Origin of the sequence: Pseudomonas campi (assembly GCF_013200955.2) — a bacterium.
Taxonomy (GTDB): Bacteria; Pseudomonadota; Gammaproteobacteria; order Pseudomonadales; family Pseudomonadaceae; genus Aquipseudomonas; species Aquipseudomonas campi.
Genome location: NZ_CP053697.2, coordinates 1,991,522 through 2,006,002, shown reverse-complemented (window position 1 = coordinate 2,006,002; position 14,481 = coordinate 1,991,522). Strand labels below are relative to the sequence as shown.

At 61.6% G+C, this 14,481-nt stretch carries 18 protein-coding genes; 2 read left to right on the top strand and 16 right to left on the bottom strand.

From position 1 onward, the window contains the following. Window position 1: 1 nt before the first annotated feature. Genes ccmE through ccmA form a run of 5 tightly spaced genes read right to left on the bottom strand, consistent with a single transcriptional unit; the run spans window position 2 to window position 2,732 of the window. On the bottom strand, window positions 2-454 hold the full coding sequence (gene ccmE, locus HNE05_RS09295) for a cytochrome c maturation protein CcmE (protein WP_173206017.1): 453 nt from the start codon (window positions 452-454) through the stop codon (window positions 2-4). After that, complete coding sequence (ccmD, locus tag HNE05_RS09290) at window positions 451-651, bottom strand: heme exporter protein CcmD (protein WP_173211642.1); 201 nt, start codon at window positions 649-651, stop codon at window positions 451-453. The genes ccmE and ccmD overlap by 4 nt, the downstream gene beginning before the upstream one ends. Continuing rightward, on the bottom strand, window positions 651-1,409 hold the full coding sequence (locus HNE05_RS09285; RefSeq protein WP_173211641.1) for a heme ABC transporter permease: 759 nt from the start codon (window positions 1,407-1,409) through the stop codon (window positions 651-653). The genes ccmD and HNE05_RS09285 overlap by 1 nt, the downstream gene beginning before the upstream one ends. Window positions 1,410-1,428: 19 nt before the next feature. Further along, window positions 1,429-2,100: a heme exporter protein CcmB gene (gene ccmB, locus HNE05_RS09280; protein ID WP_173206015.1), complete on the bottom strand. Its 672-nt coding sequence runs from the start codon at window positions 2,098-2,100 to the stop codon at window positions 1,429-1,431. Then, complete coding sequence (gene ccmA / locus HNE05_RS09275) at window positions 2,097-2,732, bottom strand: cytochrome c biogenesis heme-transporting ATPase CcmA (protein WP_420827006.1); 636 nt, start codon at window positions 2,730-2,732, stop codon at window positions 2,097-2,099. Before ccmA ends, ccmB begins: the two co-directional genes overlap by 4 nt. Before the next feature lie 150 nt (window positions 2,733-2,882). On the opposite strand from ccmA, the gene fliK reads away from it, so the two are divergent. Further along, the gene (gene fliK / locus HNE05_RS09270; RefSeq protein WP_173206011.1) at window positions 2,883-4,439 is read left to right on the top strand and encodes a flagellar hook-length control protein FliK; all 1,557 of its coding nucleotides are present in this window, start codon (window positions 2,883-2,885) and stop codon (window positions 4,437-4,439) included. Beyond that, a complete protein-coding gene (locus HNE05_RS09265) occupies window positions 4,436-4,762 on the top strand; it encodes an EscU/YscU/HrcU family type III secretion system export apparatus switch protein (RefSeq protein WP_173206009.1) in 327 nt (108 codons plus the stop codon). The genes fliK and HNE05_RS09265 overlap by 4 nt, the downstream gene beginning before the upstream one ends. On the opposite strand, the gene HNE05_RS09260 is transcribed toward HNE05_RS09265, so the two are convergent. The 11 genes from HNE05_RS09260 to HNE05_RS09210 form a co-directional block, all read right to left on the bottom strand. Continuing rightward, window positions 4,743-5,183 carry a rhodanese-like domain-containing protein gene (locus HNE05_RS09260; protein ID WP_173206008.1) on the bottom strand — a complete coding sequence of 147 codons (441 nt, stop codon included), beginning with the start codon at window positions 5,181-5,183 and terminating at the stop codon, window positions 4,743-4,745. The two genes, HNE05_RS09265 and HNE05_RS09260, sit on opposite strands and share 20 nt — an antisense overlap. 286 nt (window positions 5,184-5,469) lie before the next feature. After that, a complete protein-coding gene (locus HNE05_RS09255) occupies window positions 5,470-5,874 on the bottom strand; it encodes a DUF2802 domain-containing protein (RefSeq protein ID WP_173206005.1) in 405 nt (134 codons plus the stop codon). Window positions 5,875-5,877: 3 nt separating this feature from the next. Next, window positions 5,878-6,357, bottom strand: a complete 480-nt coding sequence (locus HNE05_RS09250) for a chemotaxis protein CheW (protein WP_173206002.1) — start codon at window positions 6,355-6,357, stop codon at window positions 5,878-5,880. Window positions 6,358-6,467: 110 nt separating this feature from the next. Continuing rightward, window positions 6,468-7,304, bottom strand: a complete 837-nt coding sequence (locus HNE05_RS09245; RefSeq protein ID WP_173205999.1) for a CheW domain-containing protein — start codon at window positions 7,302-7,304, stop codon at window positions 6,468-6,470. Window positions 7,305-7,391: 87 nt separating this feature from the next. Continuing rightward, window positions 7,392-8,180 (bottom strand): ParA family protein, encoded by a 789-nt coding sequence (locus HNE05_RS09240; RefSeq protein WP_173205996.1) that lies wholly within the window; start codon window positions 8,178-8,180, stop codon window positions 7,392-7,394. A gap of 52 nt (window positions 8,181-8,232) precedes the next feature. Further along, the gene (gene motD, locus HNE05_RS09235; protein ID WP_173205993.1) at window positions 8,233-9,111 is read right to left on the bottom strand and encodes a flagellar motor protein MotD; all 879 of its coding nucleotides are present in this window, start codon (window positions 9,109-9,111) and stop codon (window positions 8,233-8,235) included. 18 nt (window positions 9,112-9,129) lie between these two features. After that, on the bottom strand, window positions 9,130-9,870 hold the full coding sequence (locus HNE05_RS09230; protein WP_173205991.1) for a flagellar motor protein: 741 nt from the start codon (window positions 9,868-9,870) through the stop codon (window positions 9,130-9,132). After that, window positions 9,870-10,994, bottom strand: coding sequence for a protein-glutamate methylesterase/protein-glutamine glutaminase (locus tag HNE05_RS09225; protein WP_173205988.1), 1,125 nt, complete (start codon window positions 10,992-10,994; stop codon window positions 9,870-9,872). The genes HNE05_RS09230 and HNE05_RS09225 overlap by 1 nt, the downstream gene beginning before the upstream one ends. A gap of 40 nt (window positions 10,995-11,034) precedes the next feature. Further along, on the bottom strand, window positions 11,035-13,257 hold the full coding sequence (locus tag HNE05_RS09220; protein ID WP_173205985.1) for a chemotaxis protein CheA: 2,223 nt from the start codon (window positions 13,255-13,257) through the stop codon (window positions 11,035-11,037). Between the two features lie 29 nt (window positions 13,258-13,286). Then, entirely contained in the window at window positions 13,287-14,072 is a 786-nt protein-coding gene (locus HNE05_RS09215) for a protein phosphatase CheZ (protein WP_173211640.1), read from the bottom strand. Window positions 14,073-14,091: 19 nt separating this feature from the next. Next, window positions 14,092-14,466, bottom strand: coding sequence for a chemotaxis response regulator CheY (locus HNE05_RS09210; RefSeq protein ID WP_090254048.1), 375 nt, complete (start codon window positions 14,464-14,466; stop codon window positions 14,092-14,094). Window positions 14,467-14,481: the final 15 nt, after the last annotated feature.

The following is a 14,481-nucleotide window of genomic DNA, read 5'->3' as shown; positions in this document are numbered from 1 at the left end:
CTCAGCCCTCGCTCTTGCCGGGCTGCAGCTGACCGCTGTCTTTCAGGGCCTTGGTCACTTCCGGCGGCATGTAGTTCTCGTCGTGCTTGGCCAGCACTTCATCGGCGATCAGTACGCCATCGGCATTCAGCTTGCCCAGGGCAACGATGCCCTGCCCTTCGCGGAACAGGTCCGGAAGGATGCCGCGATAACGGATAGTGACGTTCTTGGCGAAGTCGGTAACCACGAATTCCACGTCCAGTGAATCGCCGCTGCGTTTCAGCGAACCCTCGGCCACCATGCCGCCGGCACGGATACGGGTATCGACCGGCGCCTCGCCACTGGCGATCTGGGTCGGCGTATAGAACAGGTTGATGTTCTGGCTCAGCGCCATCAGGGCCAGCGCCACAGCGATGCCGGCGCCGATCAGGATGGCGAGGACGATATACAGACGTTTCTTGCGGACCGCGTTCACTGTTGTTTCTCCCGGCGCAAACGGCGCGCCTCGTCTTGCAGGTAACGGCGCCGGGCCAGGATCGGCAAGGCGACGTTGATGAGAATAACGGCGACGCTCAGACCGTAGGATGCCCAGACAAACACACCGTGTTTACCCATGGACAAGAAGTCGGAAAGTGACGTGAAGGTGGTAAAGGCTGTAAAGAACGCATCCATCATTTCACCCCAATCATCCGCTCGACTTCAGCCTTGACCCAACTGCTACGAGCTTCCCGCTTCAGTACTTCCGTTCGCATGCGATAAAAAAGCACCGCTGCGAAAAAACAATAAACAGCGGCGACCATCACCAGCAACGGCACCAAGTGTTCCACCAGCATCTTTGGCGCTGCGGTAAGGGTGATCGTGGGTTCCTGATGCAGCGTGCTCCACATGTAAACCGATAGTTTGATGATGGGAATATTCACCGAGCCGACTAGTGCCAGCACAGCACACGCCTTGGCCGCACTGTCACGATTGGTGATAGCAGCACCGAGGGAAATGACGCCGAAATAGAGGAACTGCAGGATCAGCATCGAAGTCAGACGACCATCCCAAACCCAGTAGGTACCCCAGGTTGGCTTACCCCAGAGAGCGCCGGTCACGAGAGCGATAAAAGCCATCCATGCGCCAATCGGGGCAGCCTGCTGCAGGGCTACATCCGCCAGCTTAATCTTCCAAATAAGACTAACCGCCCCCGCCGCAGCCATTAGCAAGTAGCAGGACTGGGCCAGAAATGCTGCCGGCACGTGGATGTAAATGATCCGGAACGAGTTCCCTTGCCCCTGATTCGATTCAATGGGTGAAAAAACTATTCCCCAAACTAAGCCCACGACCAGCAGGACCATAGCCGCCGCGGTCAGCCAGGGTAGCCAGCGCCCGCTTCTTTCATAGAAGTACTTTGGCGAGCCCCACTTATGAAACCAGGTCCAATTCATCTTCACGGTAACTCTGTAGTTATTCGCCAACGCTGATCTTCAGGCCAGCGGCAATTGCAAAGGGTGTCAGGGTGACCGCCAGGGCAGTCAGGCTGGCCAGCCACAACAGGTGACCGGCTGCCGGCAATCCTTGCAGGGCCGCCTGCAACGCCCCGCTGCCGAGAATCAGCACCGGGATGTACAGCGGCAGAATCAACAGTGCCAGGAGCAAACCGCCGCGTTTGAGGCCGACGGTCAGGGCTGCACCCACCGCACCGAGCAGGCTGAGCACGGGGGTGCCGAGCAGCAACGCCAGCAGCAGCACCGGCACACAGTGCGACGGCAAGCCCAGCATCAACGCCAGCAACGGCGACAAGATGACCAGCGCTAATCCAGAGAAAGCCCAGTGTGCCAGCACCTTGGCCAACACCAGAAGAGGCAGGGGGTGCGACGAAAGGACCCACTGTTCCAAAGAACCGTCTTCGAAATCGCTGCGAAACAGGCCATCCAGCGAGAGCAGCACGGCCAGCAGCGCCGCGACCCAGACCAATCCGGGCGAAAGGGTTCGCAACAATTGAGGCTCCGGACCAACGGCCAACGGAAACAAGGCAATGACGATGGCGAAAAACACCAAAGGATTAGCCAGCTCCGCCGGACGACGGAACAGCAGGCGTGCCTCGCGGGCGACCAATTGCAGGAACACACTGCTCATGCTGCCGGCCTGCCAAGCTCAAGCTCGCGGTAGCCGGAGGGCTTCTCGGCGAGCGTGTGGTGAGTGGTCAGCACGACGATGCCGCCCTGCTCGCAGTGCCGGGCCAGATGGCTCTCCAGCTGGGCCACACCCTGCTTGTCGAGGGCAGTGAAGGGCTCATCGAGAATCCACAGCGGCGGTGCATCGAGGTACAGGCGGGCCAGGGCCACGCGGCGCTGCTGGCCGGCCGATAGCGTGTGACAGGGTACGTCTTCGAAGCCGCGCAGGCCGACGGCGGCCAGCGCCTGCCAGATCGCCTCGCGCTCGGCCGGGCAATGCAGGGCGCACAGCCAGGCCAGGTTTTCTTCGGCAGTCAGTAGGCCTTTGATCCCCGCCGCGTGGCCAATCCACACCAGGCTGCGGCCCAGTTCGCCATGCTGTTTGGCCAGGGCCTTGCCATTGAGCAGAACCGCCCCCGCCGTGGGCTGCATAAGACCGGCCAGCAAACGCAGCAGGCTGGTCTTGCCGCTGCCATTGGGGCCGCTGACCTGCAGCAGGGTGCCGCCGGACAGGTGCAGGTCCAACCCCTCGAAGAGCAGGCGCCAATCCCGCTCGCAGGCAAGGGCTTGGGCTTCTAGATGCAGGCTGGTCAAGGCATGGCTACCCATCAGGGGTTCAAGTCGGCAATATTCAGGCCGCTATACTGACGCAAGATAACTGCACAGCCGGCCCGAACGGGGCGGCATTATACATGCCGGGCTCCGCCCTCGAAGCCGGCTTTTTCGACAGGGTGTAACCCGGCAATGGCAGAAATCACCAGCCCTCGCCCACTTCCGCCAGTACCGCCGCCAACGCGCCCGGCGCAGCCTGCTGCCGACCTGGCAGTCAAGCTGCTGCAGCCCCTGGAAGGCCTGCTCGCAGCCGGGCAGACGGCCAAAGCCGAGGTGGTGGCGCTCAAGGAAGTCGCGCAAAGCTTTCAACTGGTGCTCAAGCTGACCCTGGACAACGGCAAACAGACCACGGTGGAAGCCAGCAGCTCGCGCCCCTTGAATCAAGGCACGGCGCTGGCAGTAACCGCCCTGTCGGATACTCGCCTGTTGCTGGCCCTGCAAACCGGCAACAGCAAGGTGCTGAACAGCCTGGACCTGCAGGAACTACCCATCGGCACCCTGCTGCAAGGCAAGGTCGAGGCCCGCGAACAGCTGGTACAGGCCAAAGCCCAGCAGGTTATCTACAAGGTACTGGTCAGTCTGCTCAACACACCGCTGGCCGGCAGCAAACTCAGCGTGGAAACCCCGCTGCCCTTGCCCATCGGCAGCTTGCTGACGGCCCAGGTACAGGGCAGCCAGGCACTCAACTTCCTGCCCCTGAGTGGTCGCCTCGACCAGTTGGTACTGGGTCAACAACTGGCCACCCAGCAGGGGCGCCAGGGCTCCTTAGAGGGCCTTTTCAAAGGCCTGCAGGCCCTGAGCCAGCAAAGCGCCCTGCCGGAAAACCTGCGTGCCAGCGTCGACAAGCTGCTCGGCCTGCTGCCAGAGGCTGGCCAGCTGAGCACACCCAAGGGCTTGGCCCAGGCCCTGGAAAACAGCGGTGTGTTCCTCGAGGCGAAACTGCTCGGCGGCCAGACCAGCAACCTGCCGCAGGATCTCAAGGCCAACCTGCTGCGCCTGGTCGCGCAACTGCTGCCCAATCTGCCAACGGCCCCGGCGCTACCAGGTACTCTCGGTGCAGTCAGCACCGCCACCGCACTGGCTCAGGCGCTTCCGGCCCTGGTGCGCAATGCCCTGGGCAGCCTAGGCCAGGCCAATTTGCGCCAGCAGGGCCTGAGCTTCCCCCTGCCCTCGCGCCTGCTGCAGTCGATGGAGGGCGAGGCCGATCTGGAAGCCCTGCTGAAGCTGGCCGCCGCCGCCGTATCGCGCCTGCAGACCCACCAACTGTCGAGCCTGGCGCAGAGTCAGGTAACGGCCGAAGGCAATCTGCTGACCACCTGGCAGCTGGAGCTGCCAATGCGTAATCAGCAAGACATCGTGCCGCTGCAGATCAAACTGCAGCGTGAAGAGCAGAACAACGCCAGCAAGAAGGAGCAGAAAGAGGTGCTCTGGCGGGTCGACCTGGCCTTCGACCTGGAGCCGCTGGGACCGCTGCAGGTCCAGGCGCAGCTGATTCGCGGCAGCCTGTCCAGCCAGCTATGGGCCGAACGCTCGCATACCGCCGAGCTGATCGACCACGAACTCGGTCATCTGCGCGAGCGTCTGCTGGCTGCAGGACTGGAGGTAGGCGAGTTGGCCTGTCGTCAGGGCATGCCGCCACAAGGGCCGAAGACCCATGTGGAACAACGCTGGGTGGATGAAACCGCATGAAGCAGAAAGCGCCGCGCCAGGCCATCGCCCTGTCCTATGACGGCAGCAGCGCCCCAAGCCTGACCGCCAAGGGCGACGACGAGCTGGCCGAAGCCATTCTGGCCATCGCCCGCGAATACGAAGTCCCGATCTACGAGAATGCCGAATTGGTGCGCCTGCTGGCGCGCATGGAGCTGGGCGACGCGATTCCCGAGCCGCTCTATCGCAGCATCGCCGAGATCATCGCCTTCGCCTGGTACCTCAAGGGCAAGTGCCCGCCCGGCTTCGACGAGGAGCGCGACGTAACCCCGCCACTGCCGCTGCTCAGCGCCCCTCAAGAATAAACGCGAACATCTCGTTCTCACTGCCTTTGCCCAGCGGAAAGTCCAGCAGTTGCCAGGCGAAATAGCCGGAGCGGAAGTAATACACCTGCTGGAAGCCCCAACCTACGGCGCGCTGTGCCGCTTCCGCGCTGTGCGGGCAGACCTCACTGTCGCAATACAGCACGATCGGCATGCTGCGCGGCCAGGTCGGCTCGGCCAGATCGGCAAAACGGCCATGCAGGTCCAGATGCAAGGCGCCGTGTACATGCCCCCACGCCCACTCGCGCGCGGGGCGCACATCGATGAACAGCACACCGAATTCATACAGCTGGCGAGCCTGGATGGCATTCACCGTGGTCGCGCCCTTGACCTCCAGCGGCGCCTCGGCGGCTTCCACGCGCCAGACCAGCAACAGGCATAACAACAGCAGACTGCAACGCATGGCAGACCTCCACGGGAAGGCAAGACCCTGAGTTTCAGCTTAGGTGGACGGTCATCGGCGGCTTGGAACCATTCGCGCAAGCTAGCGAAGGGCTAAGAGCAGGAGGGAGTAAGAACCTGTTTACGATCTTCTGGATTAGAGCCAGACAAGGCGCTACGTCAGTAACAGCCTCCGGCTGGTCAAAACGCCGAGGAAGCGGAGTTTACGAGTTGTAAATGAGCATTCCGAGGCCATTTTTAACGCAGGATGGCCGACAGCCAGGAGATCGTAGACAGGTTCTAAGAATTCAGGAGCGCTGTTTCTGCGCCAGCTGCAGCTTGCTGACCAGCTCGGCTTCGGCCTTGGTCAGGCCACAGGAATGGGTCAGGTCATCGACGCTGGCGCCCATGCCAGCCAGGCGCGCAGCCTGGGTGAAGGACAGACTGGAAGGATCGCGCTGCTCCATCTGGTTGAGCTTGTCCGGCAGCGGCGCCACCACCCGACGCAGTTCATGCAGCTCTTCGCCCATGCGAATACTGCCGGTCAGGTAGGTATCCAGGCGCCGGCTCAGTTCGCGCAGGCGCTGGTCACGCACGGTGTCGCGCTCACTCTGCAGCTGTGCCTGCTGGCGCAGGGTCATCACCAGCCAGAAGCAGGTGCCTGCGAGCAGTACACAGAACAGGCCAAGCACGGCCACCGCGATCTCCAGCATGGATCAGAAGCTCTCCAACTCGGACCATTCTTCTTCGGACATCATCTTGTCCAGTTCGACCAGGATCAGCAGCTCGCCGTTCTTGTTGCAGACGCCCTGGATGAACTTGGCGGACTCGTCGTTGCCCACGTTCGGCGCGGTTTCCACCTCGGACTGACGCAGATAGACCACTTCCGCCACGCTGTCGACGAGGATGCCGACCACTTGTTTGTCCGCCTCGATGATCACGATGCGGGTGTTATCGGTAACTTCCGCCGAGTCGAGGCCAAAGCGCTGGCGGGTGTCGATAACCGTCACCACATTGCCACGCAGGTTGATGATGCCCAGCACATAGGCAGGAGCACCCGGCACCGGGGCGATTTCGGTGTAGCGCAACACTTCCTGGACCTGCATCACGTTGATGCCGTAGGTCTCGTTATCCAGGCGGAAGGTTACCCACTGCAGAATGGGATCTTCAGTACCTTGCGCAGACGTTTTCTTCATTTCCCTAGCCTCGTCTAAAACCACGTTGGGCGGCATACGCGGGTGCACCCCGCTGTCATTACTGTCGCTGTCATTACTATAGAGCCCCGCGCCAGGCGGGGCCGAGCAAATTAATGGCGCTTGGCGGATGCCTGCTTGCGCGTCGCACCACTGGCGATCAACTCGGCCAGGACAGACACATCCAGCAGCGCGCACATGTGTTCGATCACCGTGCCGGCCAACCAGGGCCGCTGGCTACGCTGACTGCGCCACTTGACCTCATCCGGCACCAGGCGGATGGAGCGACTGACCTGATGCACCGCCAGCCCCCACTCGTAGCCCTCGACCGAAATCACGTACTGCAGGCCATCGCGAAAGTCGTCACGGTAACGTTCGGGCATCACCCAGCGCGCCGTATCCAGCACCTTCAGGTTGCCGGCCTGGCTGGGCAATATGCCGAGAAACCAGTCGGGCTGACCGAACAAGGGGGTCAGCTCGGCATTGGCCAGCGGGTAGATGGTGCCCAAGCACACCAGCGGCACCGCCAGAGTGAGGCCGGCGACATCGAACAACAAGCATTCGAAGGGCTCCTCGGCCCAGCTCGGTCGGCCATCGACGCTGAACTTGGCCGGCTCGACCGGAAGTTGCGGCTCCTGCTGCTCGACCCGCGCCTCTATCACCGGCGCGACGGGTTCAATTACCGGCACGTTGACGGCAGGCGGCAACTCGATGGTGGGCAAAACCAGGGGACGCGCTTCGGCTAGCGCCAGCGGCCGCTCGACAGGAGCGGCAAGCACCGGATGCGGCGTCAGGCGCGCATCACGCACCTGCTCCTCGATAACGGCCGCTTCGAATTCGTCCAGAGTGATGCTCTGCTCCAGCTCGGCAGCCGCTTCCTGCAGCAAGGCATCCAGATAGGATTGCAAGGCCTGCTGAGGTCGGGTGGCGGTGGCAACAGTACGACTCATAACGGACTTCCACAAAAAAGGGTTCTACAACCTATCGGCCGGCCTACTGCATGACTTGAACCGATACCCTCAGCATAGGCCAGCATTTCAGGCTACCTGGGTTGCTGGCGATGCCGCCAGCAGATGCTTGAGCAAGGCACGGTAGGCAATCACGCCACGGCTGTTGGCATCGAACTGCGAAGGGGTCTGCCCGGCACGGCTAGCGTCGCGCAAGCGCGTATCAACCGGCACGTAAGCCTGCCACAGATGCTCCGGATAGGAATTGCGCAGCACGCGCAGGGTATTCAACGACGCCTGAGTGCGGCGGTCGAACAGGGTCGGCACGATGGTGTAGGGCAACGCCTGCTTGCGCGAGCGATTGATCATGGCCAGGGTACTGACCATGCGCTCCAGGCCTTTCACCGCGAGGAATTCGGTCTGTACCGGAATCACCAACTGCTGGCTGGCTGCCAGCGCGTTGACCATCAGCACGCCGAGCAACGGCGGGCTGTCGATGATCGCGTGGTCAAACTGGTTCCATAGCTGCGCCAGGCTCTTGGCAATAACCAGCCCCAGACCACTCTGCCCCGGCGATTGCCGCTCAAGCGTGGCCAGCGCCGTGCTGGAGGGCAGCAGTGAAATACGTTCGTTGCTGGTCGGCAGCAATAGGCGCGCCGGCAAGCCTTCAGGCACAACCCCCTGGTGCTGGAACAGGTCGAAACAGCTGTGCTCCAGACTGTCCGGATCGTGCCCGAAATAGCTGGTCATCGAACCATGCGGATCGAGGTCGACTATCACCACGCGCTTGCCGGCGTCGGCCAGCAGGCCGGCCAGAGCGATGGATGTGGTGGTCTTGCCGACCCCACCTTTTTGATTGGCTACTGCCCAGACTTTCATCTTCATCGTCCTCCCGGCACGGCCATTACCTTACCGAGAACTGATTGTCGCCTCATGGCGCAGGCGTCGGAATATTGGCGGAATCCCCAGCAGGGACCGCTACCGGGGTCACCGGTGCAGGTTGCGTGCCAGCCCGTTGCAGCGCCGCATCGGGCTTGGCATTGGCACTGCCTGTTCCACTGATACTGCGCCTTACCTCCAGATTACGCGAGATCACCAGCACCACGCGGCGGTTACGCGCGCGCCCCTCCGCGGTGGCGTTGTCCGCCACCGGCTGGAACTCACCATAACCCACCGCAGCCAGCCGCCCCGGATCAACCCCATCCATCGCCAGCATGCGCACGATGCTGGCCGCACGCGCTGTCGACAGTTCCCAGTTGCTGGGGTACTCAGCCGTACTGATCGGCAGATTATCGGTAAAGCCTTCGACGTGGATCGGGTTCTCGTAAGGCGCGAGGATCTTCGCCACCTTGTCGATCAGGGTGAAGGCCAACTCGTTCGGCACCGCATCGCCGCTGGGGAACAGCAGGCTGGAATTCAGCTCGATCTCGATCCACAACTCATTGCCACGCACGGTCAGCTGCTCGGCATTGACCAGGTCACCGAATGCATCCCGCACGCTGCTGGCGATCTCTTGCAGCGGATCTTTCGCCTGCGGCGATGAACTGTTCGGGTTGTCCTCGATCATCGAGCGATCGGGTTCAGTGGTGCGCGGTTTCTCCTCGCCGATGGGAATCGGCTTGATCGCCCGCTCCGGCTCACTGAACACCCCGACCAGGCTCTGCGAAAGCACCTTGTACTTGCCTTCGTTGATCGAAGAAATCGAGTACATCACCACAAAGAAGGCGAACAGCAGGGTGATGAAGTCCGCGTAGGACACCAGCCAGCGTTCGTGATTCTCATGTTCTTCGTGGTTGCGTCGCCGGGCCATGTCGGTCCCCTGCCCCTGTCAGTCCATGAAGCCTTGCAGCTTCAGCTCGATGGAGCGCGGATTCTCACCCTCGGCAATGGACAGAATGCCTTCCAGCAGCATTTCGCGATAACACGACTGCCGGCCGGCAATGGCCTTGAGCTTGTTGCCCACCGGCAACAGCAGCAGGTTGGCGAAAGCCACGCCATAGATAGTGGCCACGAAAGCAACAGCGATACCGCTACCCAGTTTGCTCGGGTCAGCCAGGTTGCCCATCACATGGATCAGGCCCATCACCGCCCCAATGATGCCAATGGTCGGCGCATACCCGCCCATGCTTTCGTAGACCTTGGCAGCCTGGATATCGCGGCCTTCCTGGGTATACAGATCGACCTCGAGAATACTGCGAATGGCTTCGGGCTCGGCGCCATCGACCAGCAACTGCAGGCCCTTGCGCGCATAAGGATCGGTCTCGGTGTCGGCAATCGGCTCCAGTCCGAGCAACCCTTCCTTGCGCGCGGTCATGCTCCAGCCGACGACCTTGGCGATACCCCCGGCCAGATCGATCCGCGGGGGAAAGAGAATCCAGCGCAGGATGACCAGCGCGCGCTTGAACACACTGACCGGCGCCTGCAGAAACGCCGCGCCCAGGGTGCCACCAATCACGATCAGCGCGGCGGGACCATTCAGCAGAGCCCCTAGATGACCACCCTCCAGGTAGTTGCCACCGATAATGGCGACAAATGCCAGGATGATCCCAACAAGACTCAGTACATCCATCAGATGCAGGCCTCGGCCAGATGACGGCCAATATCTTCGAGCGAGTAGATCGCATCCGCGAGGTCTGCTTTGACGATGGCCATCGGCATGCCATAGATCACACAGCTGGCCTCGTCCTGCGCCCACACCTGGCTGCCGCTCTGCTTGAGCAGACGTGCCCCTTCGCGGCCATCGGCGCCCATGCCGGTGAGGACCACGGCCAACACCTTGTCGTTATACGACTTGGCGGCCGAGCCGAAAGTGATGTCGACACAGGGTTTGTAGTTCAGACGCTCATCGCCCGGCAGAATGCGCACAGTGCCACGCGGATCAACCATCATCTGCTTGCCACCGGGCGCCAGCAGGGCGAGACCGGGGCGCAGCACGTCGCCATCCTCGGCTTCCTTGACGGAAATCCGGCACAGCTTGTCCAGCCGTTCGGCGAATGCCTTGGTGAAAGCAGCCGGCATGTGCTGGATCAGCACAATGGGCGACGGGAAATTAGCCGGCAGCTGAGTCAACACCCGCTGCAGGGCCACCGGGCCACCGGTAGACGTACCGATAGCCACGAGCTTGTAGGACTTACGCTTTGGGGCAGGCGAGTTCCCCCCGGCAGATGCCGTGGCGCCGGCGTGTGCAGTCGCCGCCCGTGCAGCCGGAGCCGCTGCGGGTGCAGCACTGCGGGCTGTCGCGGCAGGCGTAACCGGTGCCGCTACGGGCGCCGAACTGTAGCCGCTATTACGGCGGTTACTGCGGGCAATCGAATGAACCTTCTCGCACAGCAGCGCCTTGACCTTCTCCGGGTTACGCGAGATGTCTTCGAAGTTCTTCGGCAGAAAATCCACCGCGCCGGCATCCAGCGCATCCAGGGTGACCCGGGCGCCTTCGTGGGTCAGCGAGGAGAACATCAATACGGGCGTCGGACAGCGCTGCATGATGTTTCGTACCGCCGTGATGCCGTCCATCATCGGCATCTCGTAGTCCATGGTGATCACGTCCGGCTTCAATGCCAGCGCCTGATCGATCGCCTCGCGGCCATTGGTCGCGGTACCGACCACCTGGATATTCGGGTCGGCGGAGAGAATTTCCGATACCCGGCGACGGAAGAAGCCGGAATCGTCCACCACCAGGACCTTGACAGCCATAAACACTCCTGAGCGACTGGCGATGCCAGGCCGCAATCAATCAGAGACGACGCGCGTAGCGCTTGAGCATACTCGGTACGTCGAGGATCAGGGCAATGCGCCCGTCGCCGGTAATAGTCGCGCCGGACATGCCAGGAGTGCCCTGCAGCATCTTGCCCAGTGGCTTGATCACCACTTCCTCCTGACCGACCAACTGGTCGACCACGAAGCCGATGCGCTGGCTGCCAACCGTAAGTATCACCACATGACCTTCACGCTGCTCTTCGTAGCTGGCGCCACGCACCAGCCAGCGCTTGAGATAGAACAGCGGCAGGGCCTTGTCGCGCACGATCACCACTTCCTGACCGTCCACCACGTTGGTACGCGACAGGTCGAGGTGGAAAATCTCGTTGACGTTGACCAGTGGGAAGGCAAAGGCCTGGTTACCAAGCATGACCATCAGGGTCGGCATGATCGCCAGGGTCAGCGGCACCTTGATGATGATCTTCGAGCCCTGCTCCTTGACCGAGTGCACGTTGATGATGCCGTTGAGCTGGGAAATCTTGGTTTTCACCACGTCCATGCCCACGCCACGGCCGGACACATCGGAAATCTCGGTCTTGGTCGAGAAGCCCGGGGCGAAGATCAGATTGAAGCACTCGGTTTCGCTCAGACGATCCGCGGCATCCTTGTCCATCAGGCCCTTTTCGACGGCCTTGGCGCGGAGAATCTCCGGATCCATGCCTTTGCCGTCATCGGAGATCGACAGCAGAATGTGGTCGCCTTCCTGCTCGGCCGACAACACCACTCGGCCACCACGCGCCTTGCCCGAACTCTCGCGCTCTTCCGGCATCTCGATACCATGGTCGACGGCGTTGCGCACCAAGTGCACCAGCGGATCGGCCAGGGCCTCGACCAGGTTTTTGTCGAGATCGGTTTCTTCACCGATCAGTTCCAGATTGATCTCTTTCTTGAGCTGGCGCGCCAGGTCGCGAACCAGGCGCGGGAAGCGGCCGAAGACCTTCTTGATCGGCTGCATACGGGTCTTCATGACCGCAGTCTGCAGATCCGCAGTCACCACATCGAGGTTGGAAACGGCCTTGGACATGGCCTCGTCGCCGCTGTTCAGGCCCAGGCGCACCAGACGGTTACGCACCAGCACCAGCTCACCGACCATGTTCATGATCTCATCCAGGCGCGCGGTATCCACCCGCACCGTGGTCTCGGCTTCACTGGCGGCTGGCGGGGCTTTGTCTGCTGCGGGGGCTGGCGAAGGTGGTGGTGCGGCAGCTTTTACCGGTTCGGCCTTGGCCGCAGGTTTGGCGACTGGCTTGGCGGCAGCAGGCTTTGCGGCAACAGGTGTGGCCGGCGGCGCGGCTTTCACCGCCGCGACAGGCGCGGCGGCCGGCACCGCGGCCGTTTCATCGAACTTGCCTTTGCCGTGCAGCTGATCGAGTAGTGCCTCGAATTCGTCATCGGTGATGTCGTCGCCCGCTGCTGCGCTAGCCGGCGCTTTGGAAACAACAGGAGCGGGTTCTTCCTCAGCCGCTACGAACTTGCCCTTGCCGTGCAGCTGGTCAAGCAGCGCCTCGAATTCGTCATCGGTGATCTCGTCACCGGCCTTGGTCGGAGCTGCCGCAACGGCAGCCGGCGCAGCTACGACAGGCTCGGCGAACTTGCCCTTGCCGTGCAACTGATCGAGCAATGACTCGAATTCGTCATCGGTGATTTCATCACCGGAAGCTGCCACGGGAGGCGCGCTCTGCTCACCCGGTTCACTGATCGCTTCGAGCAACTGCTCGAACTCGCTATCGGTGATGTCACCAGAAGCGACCTCAACTGGCGCCTCTTCGGGCTCCAGTTCTGCTTCGGGCTCGGCGACTTCATCCGCGCTTTGCGGGTCAGCCAAGCGCGCCAGCGCTGCCAGCAACTCGGGGGAAGCCGGAGTGACAGTCGTGCGCTCGCGCACCTGGCTGAACATCTCGTTGACCGCATCCAGAGCCTGCAGCACCACGTCCATCAGTTCGGCAGTGACTCGCCGCTCACCCTTGCGCAGGATGTCGAAGACGTTTTCCGCGATGTGGCAGCACTCCACCAGCTCGTTCAGCTGAAGGAAACCTGCGCCCCCTTTGACCGTGTGAAAACCGCGGAAAATAGCATTGAGCAGATCCGTATCATCCGGTCGGCTTTCCAGCTCGACCAGCTGTTCGGACAGCAACTCAAGAATTTCGCCGGCCTCAACCAGGAAGTCCTGGAGGATTTCTTCATCGGCGTCGAAGCTCATCGGTGCGCTCCAAAGGCTCTGTTAGAGCCTTAAAATCCCAGGCTGGACAGCAGATCATCGACATCGTCCTGATTGGATGCGACGTCCTCACGCTTATCGGCATGAATCTGCGGACCTTCACCCCGGGAAGGCTCTTTTTGTTGTTCTTGCTCGGCGCGTAGCGCCTCGTGGTCATGCTGGATACCAGCAAACCGATCGACATGGCTGGCCATCAACACCAGCTTCAGCAGATTTCCTTCAACCTCGGTGACCAGTTGCGTCACGCGCTTGATCACTTGGCCGGTCAGGTCCTGATAGTCCTGCGCCAGCAAAATGTCGTTCAGGTAACCGGAGAGCTTCTGGCTGTCACGCTCGCTGTGAGCGAGGAACAGTTCGATACGTTTAGCCAACTCGCGGAAGGCATCGGCGCCCAGCTCGCGGCGCATGAACTTGCCCCAGTCGGCGCTGAGACTCTGCGCCTCGTCACCCAGGCCATTGACCAGCGGCGCGCTCTGCTCGACCAGATCCATGGTGCGGTTGGCCGCTTTCTCGGTCATCGTCACTACATAGGAGAGCCGTTCAGTAGCATCACTGATCTGCGAGATTTCCTGAGCGTGGGGATTACCGGGATCGATCTGAAAATTGACGATGGCGTTGTGCAATTCCCGCGTCAGCCGGCCAACTTCCTGATACAGGCCACGGTCGCGGGTCTGGTTGAGTTCGTGAATGAGTTGTACGGCTTCGCCAAAACGGCCTTTTTCCAGGCTGTCGACAAGTTGCGTTGCATGCATCTTCAGGGTCGATTCAAGCTCGCCCAGGGAGTCATCGTGTGCCATAGCGCCCTCGTGGCGAACATCAGCCATTAACCCGCTCGAAGATCTTTTCGATCTTCTCCTTCAGCACCTGAGCCGTGAACGGCTTGACCACGTAGCCATTCACCCCGGCCTGCGCGGCCTCGATGATCTGGTCACGCTTGGCCTCGGCCGTCACCATCAGCACCGGCAGGGTTTTCAGGCGATCGTCGGCACGCACCGCGCGCAACAGGTCGATGCCGGTCATGCCGGGCATGTTCCAGTCGGTCACCAGAAAGTCGAAGCTGCCACTCTGCAGCATCGGCAATGCGGTCACCCCGTCATCCGCCTCGGCGGTATTGGTAAATCCCAAATCACGCAAGAGGTTCTTGATGATCCGTCGCATCGTCGAGAAGTCATCAACGATGAGGATTTTCATGTTCTTGTCCAAGTC